14 protein-coding genes and 1 riboswitch are annotated in these 17584 nt (G+C 59.5%); of the genes, 8 read left to right on the top strand and 6 right to left on the bottom strand.

Annotated features, from left to right (window positions below):
* Position 1 precedes the first annotated feature (1 nt).
* The 4 genes from ACKF11_RS05015 to ACKF11_RS05030 all read right to left on the bottom strand — a co-directional run bounded on the left by ACKF11_RS05015 (position 2) and on the right by ACKF11_RS05030 (position 5280).
* On the bottom strand, positions 2-2683 hold the full coding sequence (locus tag ACKF11_RS05015; RefSeq protein ID WP_407996190.1) for an AsmA family protein: 2682 nt from the start codon (positions 2681-2683) through the stop codon (positions 2-4).
* 84 nt (positions 2684-2767) lie between these two features.
* Positions 2768-3577, bottom strand: coding sequence for an undecaprenyl-diphosphate phosphatase (locus ACKF11_RS05020; protein WP_407996191.1), 810 nt, complete (start codon positions 3575-3577; stop codon positions 2768-2770).
* Between the two features lie 96 nt (positions 3578-3673).
* Positions 3674-4069, bottom strand: a complete 396-nt coding sequence (locus tag ACKF11_RS05025; RefSeq protein ID WP_309565778.1) for a YidB family protein — start codon at positions 4067-4069, stop codon at positions 3674-3676.
* A 26-nt stretch (positions 4070-4095) separates the two neighbouring features.
* On the bottom strand, positions 4096-5280 hold the full coding sequence (locus tag ACKF11_RS05030) for a pseudouridine synthase (protein ID WP_407996192.1): 1185 nt from the start codon (positions 5278-5280) through the stop codon (positions 4096-4098).
* A gap of 115 nt (positions 5281-5395) precedes the next feature.
* Between ACKF11_RS05030 and ACKF11_RS05035 the strand changes: the two genes are divergently transcribed.
* Together ACKF11_RS05035 and ACKF11_RS05040 are read left to right on the top strand one after the other, a co-directional pair.
* Entirely contained in the window at positions 5396-5620 is a 225-nt protein-coding gene (locus ACKF11_RS05035) for an AbrB/MazE/SpoVT family DNA-binding domain-containing protein (RefSeq protein ID WP_309565780.1), read from the top strand.
* Positions 5617-6012: a type II toxin-antitoxin system death-on-curing family toxin gene (locus ACKF11_RS05040; RefSeq protein ID WP_407996193.1), complete on the top strand. Its 396-nt coding sequence runs from the start codon at positions 5617-5619 to the stop codon at positions 6010-6012. Before ACKF11_RS05035 ends, ACKF11_RS05040 begins: the two co-directional genes overlap by 4 nt.
* A gap of 59 nt (positions 6013-6071) precedes the next feature.
* Here the strand turns inward: ACKF11_RS05040 and thiC are convergent, their stop codons facing one another.
* Complete coding sequence (gene thiC, locus ACKF11_RS05045) at positions 6072-7958, bottom strand: phosphomethylpyrimidine synthase ThiC (protein WP_407996194.1); 1887 nt, start codon at positions 7956-7958, stop codon at positions 6072-6074.
* 70 nt (positions 7959-8028) lie between these two features.
* Positions 8029-8139: riboswitch (TPP riboswitch) on the bottom strand.
* Between the two features lie 170 nt (positions 8140-8309).
* On the opposite strand from thiC, the gene ACKF11_RS05050 reads away from it, so the two are divergent.
* The 6 genes from ACKF11_RS05050 to ACKF11_RS05075 all read left to right on the top strand — a co-directional run bounded on the left by ACKF11_RS05050 (position 8310) and on the right by ACKF11_RS05075 (position 16069).
* Complete coding sequence (locus ACKF11_RS05050; RefSeq protein ID WP_407996195.1) at positions 8310-8966, top strand: protein-L-isoaspartate O-methyltransferase family protein; 657 nt, start codon at positions 8310-8312, stop codon at positions 8964-8966.
* Between the two features lie 193 nt (positions 8967-9159).
* Complete coding sequence (locus tag ACKF11_RS05055; protein ID WP_407996196.1) at positions 9160-9804, top strand: TetR/AcrR family transcriptional regulator; 645 nt, start codon at positions 9160-9162, stop codon at positions 9802-9804.
* A gap of 8 nt (positions 9805-9812) precedes the next feature.
* Positions 9813-10907: an efflux RND transporter periplasmic adaptor subunit gene (locus ACKF11_RS05060; RefSeq protein WP_407996197.1), complete on the top strand. Its 1095-nt coding sequence runs from the start codon at positions 9813-9815 to the stop codon at positions 10905-10907.
* Positions 10904-14080 carry an efflux RND transporter permease subunit gene (locus ACKF11_RS05065; RefSeq protein ID WP_407996198.1) on the top strand — a complete coding sequence of 1059 codons (3177 nt, stop codon included), beginning with the start codon at positions 10904-10906 and terminating at the stop codon, positions 14078-14080. The genes ACKF11_RS05060 and ACKF11_RS05065 overlap by 4 nt, the downstream gene beginning before the upstream one ends.
* Before the next feature lie 25 nt (positions 14081-14105).
* Positions 14106-15485 (top strand): TolC family outer membrane protein, encoded by a 1380-nt coding sequence (locus tag ACKF11_RS05070; RefSeq protein WP_407996199.1) that lies wholly within the window; start codon positions 14106-14108, stop codon positions 15483-15485.
* A 26-nt stretch (positions 15486-15511) separates the two neighbouring features.
* Positions 15512-16069, top strand: coding sequence for an isochorismatase family protein (locus tag ACKF11_RS05075; RefSeq protein ID WP_407993329.1), 558 nt, complete (start codon positions 15512-15514; stop codon positions 16067-16069).
* Positions 16070-16090: 21 nt separating this feature from the next.
* Here the strand turns inward: ACKF11_RS05075 and waaA are convergent, their stop codons facing one another.
* Positions 16091-17368, bottom strand: a complete 1278-nt coding sequence (gene waaA, locus ACKF11_RS05080; protein WP_407996391.1) for a lipid IV(A) 3-deoxy-D-manno-octulosonic acid transferase — start codon at positions 17366-17368, stop codon at positions 16091-16093.
* Between the last annotated feature and the right edge of the window lie 216 nt (positions 17369-17584).

Raw genomic sequence — 17584 nt, forward strand, 5'->3', positions numbered from 1 at the left:
TTCAACGGCCAAACAGGTTCTGGAGTTTCTGCTTCACCTTGTCTTCAGAGGAGGCAGGCGGTGCCTCGCTGCCGGCTTCGTCCTTGCTCTTGTCGCTTTTCTTGTTGAGCAGGGATTTCACCGCCTCCTCACGGTTGCCTTCCAGCAGGTTCTTGACCGCCTCGCCCTTGGCGCCGCCGGCGCCTTCCAACAACTTGTTCTTGGCCACGGCAGCAGCCAGCCCGGCAAAGTCGATGGCGTAGGCTGGCTTAGTGAAGGTCCCGGTGAGTTTGACCGGCACGGTGAGGCCGTTGAGCTCCTGCAGGCCCGCCCCGCCCTGGCCCTTGAGGGAGGCGACCACGGTAGGCTTGGCAAGGTAATCCAGGGTTTCGTTGGCAATGTCGACGCTGCCGTTGCCCGCAATGCGGAACAACGGCGCCTTCATGTCGAGGTCGTCGTTGTGCGCCACGCCATTCTTGATATTGAAGCTGGCGGACATTTCGCTGAAATCCGTCTGCTTGCTCTTGTCGCCCGCGACGCTGGTGCTGCCCTTGAGCGCATTGAGCTTGTCCTTGGCGCCGCGCAGCGTCCCGGCGATATCGATGCCCTTGACCGCGCCGTCCTTGAGGTTGAGCACAGCCTTGCCGTTCAGCCCTTTCTTGAGGGAATTCACGGTATCGCCGCTGGTGGTGATGTCCAGGTTCAGGCTGCCTTTGCCGTTGAGCATGTCGTTGTTGATGGCGTCTGTCAGCAAGGGGCCGATCGCGATGCTCTTCATGTCCTGCTTGATGGCGATATTCGGCGTGCTGCGGGCGTCGACCGTCAGGGCGCCGTTCATGGAGCCCTCGTAGAGGTTAGCGGAAAAAGGGGCGAGTTCGGCCACCCCCGAGTCCGCCTTTAGCTTGATGCGCACATTCGTGCTTTTGACGTTGGCCACCTTGAGCGAGCCGATGCGCAGCTCGCCGTCCGCATTCAATTGCCGCAATGCGCTCAGGTCTATGGGGGCGTCTTCCTGCGGCTTGCTCGCCGTGGCTGGCGCCGGTTTCGCAGGCTTCGCTTCGGAATCGGTGATATAGCGGTCCGCATCCAGCTTGTCGATATCGACGTCGAAATGGTAGATCGGCTGCTCGAACCGACTGATACCGAACTTGCCGTTGATCGTGGTTTCGTCGAGTCTCACGTTGAACGGGCTGACATTGAGCGCCTTGCCGTCGGCCTTGATGCCGAGCTTGAGCCCGGCCAGGCGGAATTTCTCGTAGACGATGCTGCCGATGTTCACATTGCCCTGCAACAGCAGGTCTTTCAATGCGGAAAGATCTGGCGCGGACGGCTCGACTGCCGGCTTGCTTGCGGTTTTCTGCGCCGGCTTTGTACTGGCCGCGTTATTGCCCAGCAGTTTGTTCAAGTCCAGTTTGTCGCCGCTGAGGTTGAAGCGGACATCGGGCCTGGCAAAGCCGGCCACGACCACGTCGCCCTTAAGTTTGGTGTCCTCGATATCCAGGCTGAAATCGCTGTCTACCTTTTCCTGCTTGACGTCAGCCAGCAGCTTGAAGGCGAACTCGCCCTGGGCAACGCCTTTCGGCAAGGCCTTGTCCTTGATGTCTATCTTGCCTGCCAGCTTGGGCAGCTCGAACACCAAATCTTCCAGGTTGCCCTTGAATGGCGATGAGAACTTGCTTTCCACGCTGCGGTCGGTTTGCTTGAGGCTGAACTCGCCATTGACGCCGCTGCTTTGCAGCTCCCTTGGCGAACCCTTGATGTCCGCCAACACCAGTTGGGCCTTGATGCTGTCGCCTGCTTTTTCCTGGCTGAAGGCCAGTTCGGCCTTGTCGCCAGACACTTCATCCTTACGCACTACCAGCTTGGGCGCAGCGAAATCCGCCACCAGCTTGGCATCGGCAAGCTGGCCGGAAAACGCGAGTTTGAGGCCGTTCACGAGGAATTCCATGTTTTCAGGGCGCGCATCCACATCGCCTGTCAGGCGGATGTCCGCATCCTGCACATCCGCGATATTGCCCTTGATCACGGCATCCAGCTTTTGCGCGGCAAAATGCTGGTTCTCGACATCGGCCATGAAGTTGCCTTGCAGTTTGACCTTGGCCTCCACCTTGGGCGCGCTGGCGCTCACTTCGAAATCGCTGGCAAGGTCGAATGGCGTGGCAAGCGCAACGCGCCCGGTCTTGAGGTTGAACTGCTTGACGGCATAGGTGCTGTCCGCGGCCTCGTCATGGAAGCTCACGGCGGAATTGCTGACGTTGATGCTGGAAATATCAAAATTGATTTCCTGCGAAGGCTCGTCCTTGTCCTCGCTCAGCAAATCGTCGAAATTGGTGCTGCCGTCCTGGTGGCGCACGATATTGGCACGCGCGCCGTCCACATAGACCGCATCGACCACCAGCTCTTTCCTCAATAACGGGATCAACGCCACGGAGACCTTGAGCCCCTCCACGGCGGCAAATTCCTTGTCGCTGTTGTGCTCTGACAGGGAAATCCTGCCCAGGTCCGCACCCAGCTTGGGCCAGAACGCCAACTTGATGTCGCCCTCGATATTGAGGATGCGCTGCTTCTTGTCCTGCACCAGTTTCACGATCATGGGTTTGTAATCGTTCGGGTTGAAGGTAGCGGCGAACACCGCCACGATGATGACCAGCACCAGAACGATTCCGCCGAGGCCAAACAAGGAATACTTAAGGATTTTATTCATTAACCTATCCTGTTTTGATTGCGCGCGAAGAGGATGAGTGTATCACTGCCGGCGCCTGACCGGCAGCGATACGGATGCGGGCGATTACCAGTAATAAGCCAGCACGATGATGCCGAGCACGATGCGGTAATAGGCAAACCCCTTGAAATCGTGGTTGGCCACGTAGCGGATCAGGGTCTTGATCGCCACCAGCGCTGCGAGGAAAGCTGTGATGAAACCGACGCCGAACATCGCCAGGTCTTCTGCGACAAACAGCTCGCGATTCTTGTAGACATCATAGACCGTCGCCGCCAGCATCACCGGGATTGCCAGGAAGAAGGAGAACTCGGTTGCCGTCTTGCGGTTGAGGCCGAAGATCATGCCGCCAAGGATGGTGGCGCCGGAACGCGACACGCCGGGCATGATCGCCAGCGATTGCGCGCAACCGACCTTGAGCGCCTGCCATGGCGTAATCTCGTTGAGGTTCGATGCCTTGGCGGCAGGGGCCTTGTCGTGCGAATAGAGATTTTCCACCAGCAGGATGACGAAGCCGCCGATGATCAGGGCGCACGCCACGGTAATCGAGGAGAACAGGTGCTCCTTGATGAAGCCGTGCAGCAGCAGGCCTAGGATGGCCGCAGGCAGGAATGCGACGAACAGATTGAGAATAAAACGCTGCGACGTATTGGTATGCAAGGTGGTCGCCACCGAGGTCAGGCGGCTGCGGTATTCCCAGCATACGGCGAGGATGGCGCCCAACTGGATGACGATCTCGAACACCTTGCCCTTGTCGTCGTTGAAATCGAGCAAATCGCCGATGATGATGAGATGGCCCGTGCTGCTGATGGGGAGAAATTCGGTGGCCCCCTCGATAACGCCGAGGATAAATGCCTTGAATAGTAATAAGATATCCATGTCCTGCTGTCTTTGTTGTTGATATTGGCGGCATTATCATGCCTCATGCTTGTGACCCTGCGATGAACCGCCCCCCCGACGCTTCCGCAGGAACCGCTATTCCTTAAGCAAGGAAAATGCCCGCGCCATCAGTTCCGCCTGGCTGCTCGGCAGCTTGCCGTCCGGACTGAGCTTATCGATCGCCTGCGGCAGGTATTCCGCCAGCTTGCGGCCGAAATCGTCGACAGGCAGGGAAAACTGCGCCGCCATCGACTGGATCAACTCTTGTCCGAAAACCTGCAATACCTGTTGCAGGTTCAATGGCAGGTTGCCGCCGGAGCCCAGCCATGACTCGACCTCGGCACCCAGGCCATTGGCACGCAGCTTGTCGAGCACGCCTTGCGGCCCGCCGGACTTGTTCATGAGCTCCAGCCCGGCCTGCACCATCGGGTTGCCGCTGCCGCCAGCGAGCTTGCCCATCACCGAACCTGCAATACTGTCAAACAATCCCATTTATGTTCCTCAATAAGGCAAGCTGCCTAGAAGCGCTCGCCAGGCCGCAAATAGCGCCAGGTTCCCACCGGCAGCTTGCCCAGGGCCACGCTGCCGATACGCACGCGCTTGAGTCCGACCACGGTGAGCCCGACCAGTTCGCACATGCGGCGGATCTGGCGCTTGCGCCCCTCGCGCAGCACGAAGCGCAGCTGATCCTCATTTTGCCAGGAAACCTTGGCGGGCTTGAGCTTGACCCCATCCAGGCTTAGGCCGTGATTGAGCTTTTTCAGCCCTTCCTCGCTGAGCGTCCCAGTGACGCGCACCAGGTATTCCTTCTCGATCGTCGAATCCTCGCCAATCAATTGGCGCGCCACGCGGCCATCCTGGGTCAGCACCAGCAAGCCGGTGGAATCGATGTCCAGGCGCCCTGCAGGCGCCAAGCCGCGTAAATGACCGCGCTTGAATATCGTCTGGGTCGGGTCTTCCTCCCACTGGTTGTCCGGGTGCACCAATACCACGGCCGGCTCATAGCCGTCCTCCGCCTGCCCGGAGACGTAGCCCACGGGCTTGTGCAGCAGGATGGTGACGATCTCCGACTGGTGCTTGTGCGCCTCCTTGCTGACCTTGATCTCGGCATCGGGCGATACGCGCGTACCCAGCACGTCCACCACCTCGCCATTCACCGTCACCCAACCGTTGGCGATGAACTCATCCGCCTCGCGGCGCGAGCACAGGCCTAGCTCGGCCATACGCTTTGAAAGCCTGGGCAATTCAGGCTGACTGGGAACCGGCTTGGGCGAAAACTTGGGATTGGTCTTCCTGTCCTGGTTGAACTCGCCAGGCTCGAAACCGTCACGTTGCTTGCCGCCGCGGCGCGGTGTGTCTCGGTCAGAAAACTGGCGAGGATTATCGTCTTTTTTGCCGTAAGGCTTCCTGGCGGATGCTGGCCGCTGCGCTGCTGTCTTTGCCGCGGATGTGGATTTACCAGCGGCATTACTCCTGCCAGTACGACCAGGCCCTGCTGCTCTTCGTCCAGTCGCGGGAACAGGTTTTGCTGGCTCTTTTTTTACCGGTTCTTTCGCTTCTGCAACGGCTGCCGGCGAAGCCTTCGCCACATATTCCGGCGCCGACGTACGCGAACGCTTGGCGGGGTCGGCCCTGCGTACCGGCGGCTTGCCAGGATTCTTCGGCGAAGTTGCTGCACCGGGTTTCAATTTAAGCGTGGTCATGGCGTGATTTTAGCATAGCAGGCTATCGCAATCAGGACTGACGCGCCAATGCATTGGAATGCCTGGGAAACTTGTGTATTATAACCAAAGTTATAACATTCATGAGGCAATCGCCATGTCCACACTCAAACTGACGCAAATCGGCAATTCGCTGGGCGTGATCCTGCCAAAGGAACTGCTTGGCAAGTTTAAGCTGGAAAAAGGCGATGAGTTATTCGTCACTGAAACGCCCGATGGCTTCAGCATTACCCCACACAATGAAGAGTTCGAGCAGCAAATGGAACTTGCACGCAAGATCATGAAGGAAAACCGCGCCGTCCTGCGTGAACTGGCAAAATGAACCAGCATGACTGGGTATGGATCCCCTTGCCTATCATCCTTGCCGTGCATGACGAGCAATTGGCTGAACATGGCGGATTAAGGGGTATCCGCGATCAGGGCCTGCTGGAATCTGCCTTGGCTCGTCCCGAACACCTTGCTGCCTATGACAACCCGGATTTCGCCGATCTTGCAGCGGCCTACGGTTATGGCATTGCACGTAATCATCCTTTTGCTGATGGCAATGAGCGTATGGCCTTTGTAGCAACATTATTATTCTTGCGTTTGAACGGTTTTGATCTCACGGCAACCGATGCAGACAAGGTATTCGTCATGCTGGATGTCGCTGCTGGCAACCTCAGTGAAAATGCATTTGCAGACTGGATACGTCTTCACAGCACTTCGCTGACATAAAAGCGGCCAGTTAAACTGGCCGTTGTCTCATGCATGGCAATTTAAGCCTGCCTGTGCCATCAAATCTTCTGGTAAACCTCGCTACCGCGCTTGACGAACTCAATCGCCTTTTCCTGCATGCCCTTGCTCAGCGCCGCCTGTTCGTCCATGCCCAGCTTGTCGGCGTATTCGCGCACGTCCTGTGTGATCTTCATTGAACAGAAGTGGGGGCCGCACATGGAGCAGAAATGCGCCTGCTTCGCGCCTTCCTGCGGCAGGGTCTCGTCGTGGAATTCCTTGGCTTTCTCGGGATCGAGGCCGAGGTTGAACTGGTCCTCCCAACGGAACTCGAAACGCGCCTTGGACAGGGCGTTGTCGCGAATCTGCGCGCCGGGGTGGCCTTTGGCCAGGTCGGCGGCGTGCGCGGCAATCTTGTAGGTGACGATGCCGACGCGCACGTCTTCCTTATCCGGCAGGCCCAGGTGCTCCTTCGGCGTGACGTAGCACAGCATCGCGCAACCGTACCAGCCGATCATCGCGGCGCCGATGCCGGAAGTGATGTGGTCGTAGCCGGGTGCGATATCGGTGGTCAAAGGTCCCAGAGTATAGAACGGGGCCTCGCCGCAATGCTCCAGCTGTAAGTCCATGTTTTCCTTGATCATGTGCATGGGTACGTGGCCAGGGCCTTCGATCATGGTCTGCACGTCATGCTTCCAGGCGATCCGGGTCAATTCACCCAAGGTTCTCAGCTCAGCAAACTGGGCTTCATCATTGGCATCGTAGATCGAGCCGGGACGCAGGCCGTCGCCGAGCGAGAAGCTGACATCGTAGGCCTTCATGATGTCGCAAATTTCCTCGAAATGCTCGTAGAGGAAAGACTCCTTATGGTGCGCCAGGCACCACTTCGCCATGATGGAGCCGCCGCGCGAGACGATGCCGGTCATGCGCCTGGCGGTCATCGGAATGTACTGCAAACGCACGCCGGCATGGATGGTGAAATAATCCACGCCCTGCTCCGCCTGCTCGATCAAGGTATCGCGAAAGATTTCCCAAGTCAGGTCTTCGGCCTTGCCGTTGACCTTTTCCAGCGCCTGGTAGATAGGCACGGTGCCGATCGGCACGGGTGAATTGCGGATGATCCACTCGCGCGTTTCGTGGATGTTCTTGCCGGTGGACAGGTCCATCACGGTATCGCCGCCCCAGCGGGTGCCCCAGACCATCTTCTCGACTTCTTCGCCTATGCTTGAGCTGACGGCGGAATTGCCGATATTGGCATTGATCTTCACGAGGAAATTGCGGCCGATGATCATCGGCTCGATTTCGGGGTGGTTGATATTGGCAGGAATGATTGCCCGGCCGCGCGCCACTTCGTCCCGGACGAACTCAGGCGTGATGATTTCAGGAATGGAAGCGCCGAAATGCTGCCCGGCATGCTGGGTCTGCAACAGTTCGCTCATGCCTTCGCGGCGCTGGTTCTCGCGGATGGCGATGAACTCCATCTCCGGAGTAATGATGCCTTGGCGCGCATAGTGCATCTGCGTCACGTTCCTGCCTGCCTTGGCACGCAACGGTTTGCGATGCAGGTTGAAGCGCATGTCGGCCAGCTTGGGATCGTGCAGCCGTTCCAGGCCATAGCTGGAAGTCGGCCCGTCCAGTTGCTCGGTATCGCCGCGCTCGGCAATCCAGCCAGCGCGCAGGGCCGGCAAACCGTTGCGGATGTCGATCTGCACATCCGGGTCAGTGTAAGGACCGGAAGTGTCGTAGACAATCACCGGCGGGTTCTTCTCGGCGCCGAATGCCGATGGCGTATCGGACAGGCTGATCTCGCGGAAAGGAACGCGGATGTCGGGGCGCGAGCCTTCGATATAGATCTTGCGGGAATTGGTAAAAGGCTGCGTTGCGCCCGGATCGACCTGGGCGGTGGCATTGAGGAAATTCTGCTGCAGGTTTTTGTCGGTGGCGTTCATTCAAGTCTCCAAAATGCGGGAAGCGTTTTTGGAGTACCGACAGGGGAATAAAAAAATAGAAACCACCCCATCAAACCAAACTGCGCTTCCCTACGGTGGGATAATCCACATCAGGTTCAAAGGGTAATTCTCACTGCCATTGCATGCCTCAGCGTGCAACAGCAGACCCCTAGCGATGGAAGGAATGTACGTTAAAACCCTGATTCGATCAAGATTATTGTGGACGATGCACAGTTGATGCAGAGCATCATGTGCCTAAAGCTGGCAGGTCACGCGATCCAGCTTGAAACTCTGCCGTCTGGCGCTATAATCGGCAAACCGATAGCCATGCGATGGATAAGGACAATTGCGATGCACCATGATGTAGAACAAGCCCGCTTCAACATGATAGAGCAGCAGATCCGCCCCTGGGAGGTGCTTGACGGCACCGTACTCGACCTTTTGGGCCGCGTGCCGCGCGAAGCGTTTGTCCCCGAGCAATATCGCGGCCTGGCGTTTGCCGATATCGAAATCCCCATCGGCTTCGGCCAGACCATGCTTTCCCCCAAGATGGAAGGCCGCATCCTGCAATCGCTGGAAATCAAGCCAACCGATAAAGTCCTGGAAATCGGCACCGGCAGCGGCTACTTCACCGCCCTGCTTGCCTCACTTGCGCAAGAGGTGCACAGCGTCGAGATCAACGCCGAGCTTAGCCACCAGGCAAATGCGAGGCTGCTCCAGCAGCAAATCAGCAATGTGACGCTGCATGTAGGCGACGGCGCGCGCGGGTGGCCGGACAACGGCCCTTATGACGTGATCGTTTTCACTGGCTCACTGGCGCTACCGCCGCTGGCAACAAAGCAGCTGCATATCGGCGGCAGGCTGTTTGCCGTCATCGGCGAACCTCCGGTGATGGAGGCCACCATCGTGCGGCGCATCAGCGAAGACGGATTACGGCAGGACGTGATTTTCGAGACCACGCTCCCGCAGCTCGAAAACGCCCCCCAGCCGGAAAAATTCAGTTTCTAGCCATGTTCTAAACGGGAGCTAGGCTCCCGTTTTTCGTTGTACTGCCAGGAATTATCCTTCCGCCTGCGTCGGCATCAATCCAAGCAAAACCAGCTTTTTCTATTTCTGATTTCCTTTCACTCAAACTATAAATTGACACCGTTAAGTTAACATCGTTTAATAATCATCCTCGATGATGTCAATGTTCCAGCGCATGCCTCCCAGAGTCAAAACCATAGAAGAACGCCGGCAACTGCAGAAGCTGATTCTCGACGCCGCCCGCGACCTGTTTGTACAGCATGGCGTGGAAGCCGTCTCCATGCGCGAGATCGCCAAACGGGTCGGCTATTCGCCCACCACGATATACTTGTATTTCAAGGACAAGAACGACCTGCTGCAAACTTTGTGCGACCACGACTCCCTGATATTGGCGAACGACCTGCGCAATATCAACGCAGACGCCGTGCCCGACGCAGTAGAGCAATTGAAGGTACTCTGCAGCGCCTATTCCCGTTTCGCCTTGGCCTATCCCAATCATTACCGCTTCATGTTCATGACGCCCAAGCCAAGCAACAGCAAGGACAAATCTAAGCTGCGCCAAGGCAATATCGAGCAGGACGCTTATGCCTACCTGCGCTCCATGGTGCAGCAGGCGTTTGAACAGCAGGCATTCCGTGCCGACCTGGTCAACATGGACTTGATCGCCCAGACATTATGGGCCGGCATCCATGGAGTATGCGCCCTGGAAATCGGCATGGCGGGAGACGACTGGGTTGACTGGCAACCAATAGACCAGCGCGTTTCCCTCATGCAACACGCCATGATCCAAGGCCTCACCAGGCCCCATTCCAAGCACTAGGTATCGATATGCCTCTACCATTCTCCCGAACACTAGTTAATCCCTGGCTGTTGACGCTCGCCATCCCGGCATTGGTTGCCTGCCAGAAGCCGTCATCTGAAGCGCCGCCACCGAGGCCAGCCCTCGTCATGCAGCTGGATGCCGCACAGCATAGCGACCATGGCCAGTGGCTTATCGGCGAAGTGCGTCCTCGCTATGAGGCAGCTCAAGGCTTCCGCATTGCCGGCAAGATCATCCAGCGTCACGTGGAAATCGGCGACCATGTCAAGAAAGGCCAAGTGCTGGCGCGGCTGGATGCCGAGGACAACAGGCTGTCGCTGGCATCCGCCCAGGCGGCATTGCATTCCGCAGAGGCGCAACTGGCACTGGCCGAGGCCGACAGCAAGCGCCAGCGGCAGCTGTTCGAGCAGCGCTTCATTTCCGCGGCAGCGCTGGATTCGGTGGAAACGCGCCTGAAATCGAGCTTGGCCCAGGTGCAGCAGGCGCAAGCCCAGGTGAAAGTTGCAAGCAACCAGGCTCAATACACCACGCTGGCAGCAGAGAGAGACGGTATCGTTACCGCGATCGACGCGGAGCCTGGACAGGTAGTGAATGCCGGACAGGTGGTTGCCAGGGTGGCGGTGCCTAGTGAACTGGAAATACAGATCGCCGTCCCGGAATCCCGCATGCAAAACATCAAGGTGGGAGAAAGCGCGGTCGTGCGCCTCTGGTCGAACCGCGACCAGACCTACCAGGGGCGCATCAGGGAAATCGCCCCCGCCGCCGATCCTGCGACCCGTACCTTCAAGACCCAGGTATCGTTACTGGATGCCGACGACAAGGTGCAAATCGGCATGACGGCAGGCATACGGCTGGGAGGCGATCAGCACGAATTCGTGCTGCCCAGCACCGCCGTATCGGAACAACATGGCCAGGCGCAGGTTTGGGTCGTAGAGGCGAACAATCAAGTGCATTCGCGGGCGGTCGGCATAGGCAGCTATAGCGAGCAGGGAGTCAGCATCGTTTCCGGGCTCAAGGGCGATGAAACCCTCGTCGTCACGGGCGTGCATACCCTCAACGAAGGGCAAGTGGTCACTCCGGTCAAAACCGAGGTCAACCAATGAACGACCAGCGCCAGTCCTTCAACCTATCAAGCTGGGCGCTGGAGCATCGCAGCCTGGTGCTTTACTTCATGCTGGTGCTGACCCTGGCCGGCATGCTGGCCTATACCAAGCTCGGACAGTCGGAGGACCCGCCCTTCACCTTCAAGGTGATGGTAGTGCGCACGATGTGGCCAGGCGCCAGCACCCACGAAGTGGAGCAGCAGGTCACCGACAAACTCGAAAAGAAGCTGCAGGAGCTGCCCTACCTCGATATCCTGCGCAGTTACTCACGCCCTGGGGAATCCCTGATTTTCATCCTGGCCAAGGACTCCACGCCGCCATCCGCCGTGCCGGATGTCTGGTACCAGGCGAGAAAAAAGATCGGCGATATCCGCAATACATTACCGGACGGCATTCAAGGCCCGTTCTTCAATGACGAGTTCGGCGACGTCTACGGCAACCTCTACGCCCTGCACGGGGAAGGCTACGACTATGCCAGGCTGAAGGAACAGGCCGAATCCATCCGCGGCGAGTTGCTCAAAATCAAGGATGTCGCCAAGGTGGAGTTTTTCGGCGAGCAACCGCAGCGCATCTATGTCGAGCTGGCCAATGCCAAGCTGGCGACGCTGGGCATCAGCACCAGCACCCTGCTGGAAACGCTGCAGCAACAGAACCAGGTCAATAGCGCCGGGGCTTACGACAGCGGGCCGGAGCATATCCGGCTTGCGGTGAGCGGGCGCTTCGACCGGCTGGACAACCTGCGCGAGTTGAAACTGCGCGCCAACGGCAACGAGTTCCGCCTTGGCGACATCGCCAAGGTCTACAGAGGATTCGAAGACCCGCCTACTGCGCGCGTGCGCTACATGGGCAAGGAGACCCTGCTGCTGGGCGTCGCCATGAACCACGGCGGCGACATCATCCAGCTCGGCCATTCGCTGGATCACGCCGTCGCGCGCATCGACGCCCGGCTCCCTGTGGGCCTCAGCCTGGATACCGTCTCGTCCCAGCCCCGGGCCGTCGTCCACTCCGTCGATGACTTCGTCCGCTCGCTAGTCGAGGCGCTGGTGATCGTGCTCGGGGTCAGCCTGCTGTCCCTGGGGCTGCGCACCGGGATCGTGGTCGCCATCGTGATCCCGGTCGTCCTTGCCATCACTTTCCTGCTGATGGAGATATTCGGCGTGGGCCTGCACAAGATTTCACTGGGCGCATTGATCCTCGCCCTGGGGCTGCTGGTGGACGACGCGATTATCGCGGTGGAAATGATGTCGTCGAAAATGGAGCAGGGCTGGGAACGCATGAAGGCCGCCTCTTTCGCCTTCACTTCCACCGCCATCCCCATGCTCACCGGCACGCTGGTCACCGTGACCGGCTTCCTGCCGATCGCTACTGCCGCGTCCTCCACAGGCGAATACACGCGTTCCATCTTCCAGGTGTCGGCGATCGCCTTGCTGGCCTCCTGGGTGGCCGCAGTGATCTTCGTCCCCTATCTCGGCTACTACCTGCTACCCGACTACAGGCAGCAGGCGGCCAAGCCACCGTCCCGCATGGCGCACTGGCTGCAACGCATCGCCCCGAGAATCAGCCGACGCCTCGCTGAGCGCAGGCAGCGCCACTTGCAGCACATGGCCGCGGGCGGGCACGCCGATATCTACGATTCTCGCTTCTACCGGCGCCTGCGCAGCCTCATCACCCAATGCGTGCGCCACCGCTGGATGGTCATCATTGTCACGGCATTGCTCTTCATCGCTTCGGTCGCGGGCTTCGGGCTGGTGCAACAGCAGTTCTTCCCGGATTCCACCAGGCCCGAGCTGATCGTCGACCTGCGCCTGGCGGAAGGCTCCTCCTACGCCGCCACCGATGCCGAGGCGAAAAAGCTGGAACAATGGCTGCAACGACAATCCGGCATAGAGAATTACGTGGCCTACATCGGCAGCGGCAGCCCGCGCTTCTATTTGCCGCTCGACCAGCAATTGTCGCAGCGCAGCTTCGCCCAGTTCGTCATCCTGACGGAAGGCAATGCCGAGCGCGAGGCGCTGCGCGGCAAGCTGCTGCATTTGTTCGACACCGACTTTCCCGCGCTCCGGGCTTCGGTATTGCGCCTGGAGAACGGGCCGCCGGTCGGCTTCCCCGTGCAGTTCCGCGTCTCCGGCCCCGACGTGGATAAAATCCGCGACATCAGCCATCAGGTGGCCGACATCATGCGCCGCAACCCCAACCTCAGCAATGTGCAGCTGGATTGGGAAGAGCCTAGCAAGGTGATGAAGATAGAAGTCGACCAATCCAAGGCCAGGCTGCTCGGCGTCAGCTCCACCGATATTGCCAACCTGCTCAATGCCGCCATGCGCGGGCTTTACGTCACCGAATTCCGCGAAGGCATCGAGCGCATAGACCTGGTGCTGCGCGGCGACACATTGGAGCGCACCCATCTTTCGCACCTGCCGGAACTGATGGTACCCACCAGCGCCGGCGCCAGCGTGCCATTGTCGCAGCTCGCGACCATCACCCCGGGTTTCGAGGATGCCGTGATCTGGCGACGCAACCGCACGCCCACGATCACGGTACGCGCCAACCTGATCGGCGACCTGCAGGCGCCGGTCGTCTCCGGCCAGGTTGAAAAACAGCTGGTCGAGCTACGCCGGCACTTACCCCTGGGCTACAGTCTGGAAACGGGCGGCGCAGTGGAAGAGTCGGCAAAGGGCGGCCAATCCGTAGCGGCGGGCGTACCGCTGTTCATCTTTGCCGTGCTGACCATCCTCATGCTGCAATTGCAAAGCCTTTCTCGCACCTTCCTCGTGGTATTGACCGCGCCGCTCGGGCTGATCGGCGTCACCATCGCCCTGCTCATCTTCAACAAGCCTTTCGGCTTCGTCGCGATGCTGGGCACCATCGCCCTATCGGGCATGATCATGCGCAACTCGGTGATCCTGGTGGACCAGATCGAGCAGGACAAACGTGCGGGCAAGCCCGAATGGGAAGCCATCGTCGAATCCGCCGTGCGCCGCTTCCGCCCCATCATGCTCACCGCCGCGGCGGCGATCCTGGCGATGATACCGCTCACGCGCAACACGTTCTTCGGCCCGATGGCGGTCGCGATCATGGGCGGATTGACCATCGCCACCGTGTTGACGATATTGTCGCTACCGGCACTGTATGCCGCCTGGTATCGGGTTAGAATGCCGGACAACCAACCCTGACAAGGTATTAACAGATACTCCAGAGATGACTGCCATGAGAGTTGCCCACATTCCATTATTCTTCATTGCCGTAGCCGGCCTGGCCTCGTTCCAGGCACAAGCTGCCGCCAATGGGCAGAACCTGCTCGACATCTACGAAATCGCCTTGACCAACGACCCGACGCTGGCTGCCGCACGCAGCGGCAACTTGGCGGCGCAGGAAAAAATCGAGCAGGGCAAGGCCTTGTACCGTCCCACCGTCAACTTCACGACGGATGCCAGCCATTCCGAGACCGACATCCGCTATCTTGGGCAGAACGCCATTTTCCGCAATGCGGGCCGGGAATCCTTCGACACCTTCGGCTTCGGCGTCAACTTCAGCCAGCCCATCCTGCGCAAGGAAAACTGGGTGCAGATGAAGCAGGCGGAAACCCAGGTGTCGCAAGCGGACAAGCAATTGATCCAATCGCAGCAGGAGTTGATGCTGCGCAGCGCCCAGGCCTATTTCGACGTACTCATGGCGCAGGACCAGATCGACCTCATCAACAGCCAGAAAGCGGCGATTGCCGAGCAGCTGGAACAAGCCAAGGCCAATTTCGAGGTGGGCACCGCCACCATCACCGACGTGAATGAGGCCCAGGCCAGGTTTGATCTGCTCAAGGCCCAGGAAATCACCGTGCTCAACGATTACGAGGTACGCAAGCGCACGGTGCAGGCCATCACGGGCCGATTGCCCGAGCGCCTTGCCACAGTGCGCCAGGACCTGAAAACCCGTTCGCCCCAGCCGCTGGACATGGAGCAATGGGTCAACCTTGCCGTACAGAACAACCTGGCGCTAAGCATCCAGCAGGAAGCGCTGCGGCTCGCCACGCAAGAAGTCGAGCGCATGAGCGCAGGGCACTGGCCCACGCTGGACATGGTGGGCAGTTATGCCGACACCCGCGCGAGCGGCAGCCCCAACGGCTTCGGCAGCGATCTGCAGAACGCCACCATCGGCCTCAGGCTGAACATCCCGCTGTACCAAGGCGGTGCTATCAGCTCCCGCGTGCGGGAAGCCGTCGCCAACCAGCAAAGAGCCCAGGACGAAGTCGAGGCGGCACGCAGGAAATCCGAACTGGATACGCGCCAAGCCTACCTGAACCTCATCGGCAGCGTGGCGCAGGTCCAGGCCTATGAACAGGCGCTTAGTTCCAGCCAGAGCCAGCTGGATTCCACCAACCTGGGCTACGAGGTCGGGGTGCGCAATAGCGTGGATGTGCTCAATGCCCAGCAGCAATTGTTCACCGCCAAGCGCGACCTGCTTCAATCGCGCTACAACTACCTGATGAATGTGCTCCGCCTGAGATATGCCGTCGGCCTCCTGAATGAGGCCGACTTGAGCGAAGTCAACGAGCGCCTGGTCCTGACCAGCCAATTGTCGGACTGAGCGACGATAGAGCCGGGAACAAGTCCATGCCTGCCACCGATTTAGCCGTCCGCTCCCTCAGCCAGCTCGTCGTCATCGACGTCCAGGAAAGGCTCGCCGCCGCCATGGACCAGGATGCCATGACGTCGGTGGCGCGTTATTGCGATATCCTGCTGCAGGCCTCCCACCTGCTCGACGTGCCCGCCATCTGCACCGAGCAATATCCCAAGGGCCTGGGCAATACGATCGCCGGCCTGCAAGACAGCTTGGGCCATGCCTGCAGGATAGAGAAAACCGCGTTTTCCTGTTACGCGGTGCCCGCGTTCCGCGAGCGATTGCACGCCGACCGGCCGCAAATCGTGCTTGCAGGCATGGAAGCCCATATCTGCGTGCTGCAGACCGCATTGCAATTGCAGCGGGACGGCTACCAGGCAATCGTGGCGGAAGATGCCGTGCTGTCGCGCGACCCGGCCAACAAGGCCAATGCATTGCCGAGGCTGCGCCAGGCGGGCGTGATCATCAGCAATACGGAATCCATCGTGTTCGAGTGGCTGGGCATTGCCGAAGGCGAAGCCTTCAAGGCGGTTTCCCGGCTGGTGCGGTAATCCGGCCCAGTCGGGCCGGGATTACCTATCGGGCAGGTAGCGCGACACCAAATCCGCAATGCGCTGCGTAGCGCCACCCGCACTGGCGCTGAATTCCAGCGCCTTCCAGCTCATGGACTGGCGCAGTTCCGGATCACCAAACAAGCGTTGCAAGGCCCGCGCCAAGTCTGCCACGTCTTGCACGCGCCAGGCAGCCTTGGCCGCAATCGCCATTTCAGTCGCCGCGGCGAAATTGAACGTATGCGGGCCGACCAGCACCGGCTTGCTCATGGCGCTGGCCTCGATCAGGTTCTGTCCGCCCAGCGGCTGCAAACTGCCGCCGATGAAGGCGGCATCGCAGGCCGCATAGTAGGCGAACATTTCCCCCATGCTGTCGCCCAGCACTACCTGCACGCGTGCAGGCACAGCCGAATCCAGCCGGGAACGCCTCAGGAAATGGACGCCGCGTTTTGTCAGCAGGTTGGCAACTTCGTCGAAGCGTTGCGGATGGCGCGGCACGATGACGGTCAATAACTGCGGTATTGTTGCCGCGGCAACCGCATCCAGGATCATGGCCTCCTCGCCGTCTCGAGTGCTCGCGGCAAGAAACACCGGCCGCGCATTGCCGAAATAGCCGCGCAACGCAGCACCCAATTCCGCGGCGGCTGCCGGCGGCGTGACGTCGAACTTGAGGTTGCCGGTCACTTCAACCGGCAGTTTCCCCAGCCCGCCGCCCGCCAATGCCTGCAAGCGCTCCTCATCCTGCATGGTCTGCGCCGCAATGGCCGTCAATTGCCGCAAACCATTGCGGGCCAGGCGTCCCAGCCGGGCATATCCTTGCGCAGACTTTGCGGAAAGCCGCGCATTCACCAACAGGATGGGGATATCGCGCGTCTTGCAGCCTGCAATCAGGTTGAACCACAATTCGGTTTCCATCAGCATGCCAAGCCTGGGCTGGAAATGCCCGAGGAATCGCGCGACCGCGCCCGGCGTGTCGTACGGCAGGTAACAGCGCAACACGCTGTCGCCGAACAGCTGCTCCCCCGCCTCGCGCCCGGTGGGCGTCGCATGCGTAATGAGGATTTGGTATTGCGGATATCGCTGTTGCAGCAGCTTGATCAAGGGCGCCGCGCCACGGGTTTCCCCGACGGACACGCAATGCATCCAGATGACGGGCTTGGTCACCGGCGTCTTGAAAAAACCGAACCTTTCCCCCCAGTGCCGGCGGTATTCCGGCTGGCGCATACCGCGCCACAGCAAACGCAAAGGGGCAAAAGGCAACAGGAGATAAATCAGGAAGGTGTAAATTAGGCGCGGCATCAGCCAATTTTCGCATGAATACAGGGCATAATCACGCTTCGTGATTTTTGCCTCTACCTGACAGCGGTGACTCCAAGAACCTTCGTTTTCCTCTTGACTGCTTTGCGTGGGCTGGATATCGGCCAGGTCCAGCAACAGGACTTCAGTTCCCACTCATCATGCATTGCTGCCTACCTGAAACTTCCATTGACTCGCCCAGCCAATACTTTCCAGGCA

The sequence above is a fragment of the Methylobacillus draconifructus genome, from assembly GCF_045984385.1.
GTDB classification, from domain to species: Bacteria; Pseudomonadota; Gammaproteobacteria; order Burkholderiales; family Methylophilaceae; genus Methylobacillus; species Methylobacillus flagellatus_A.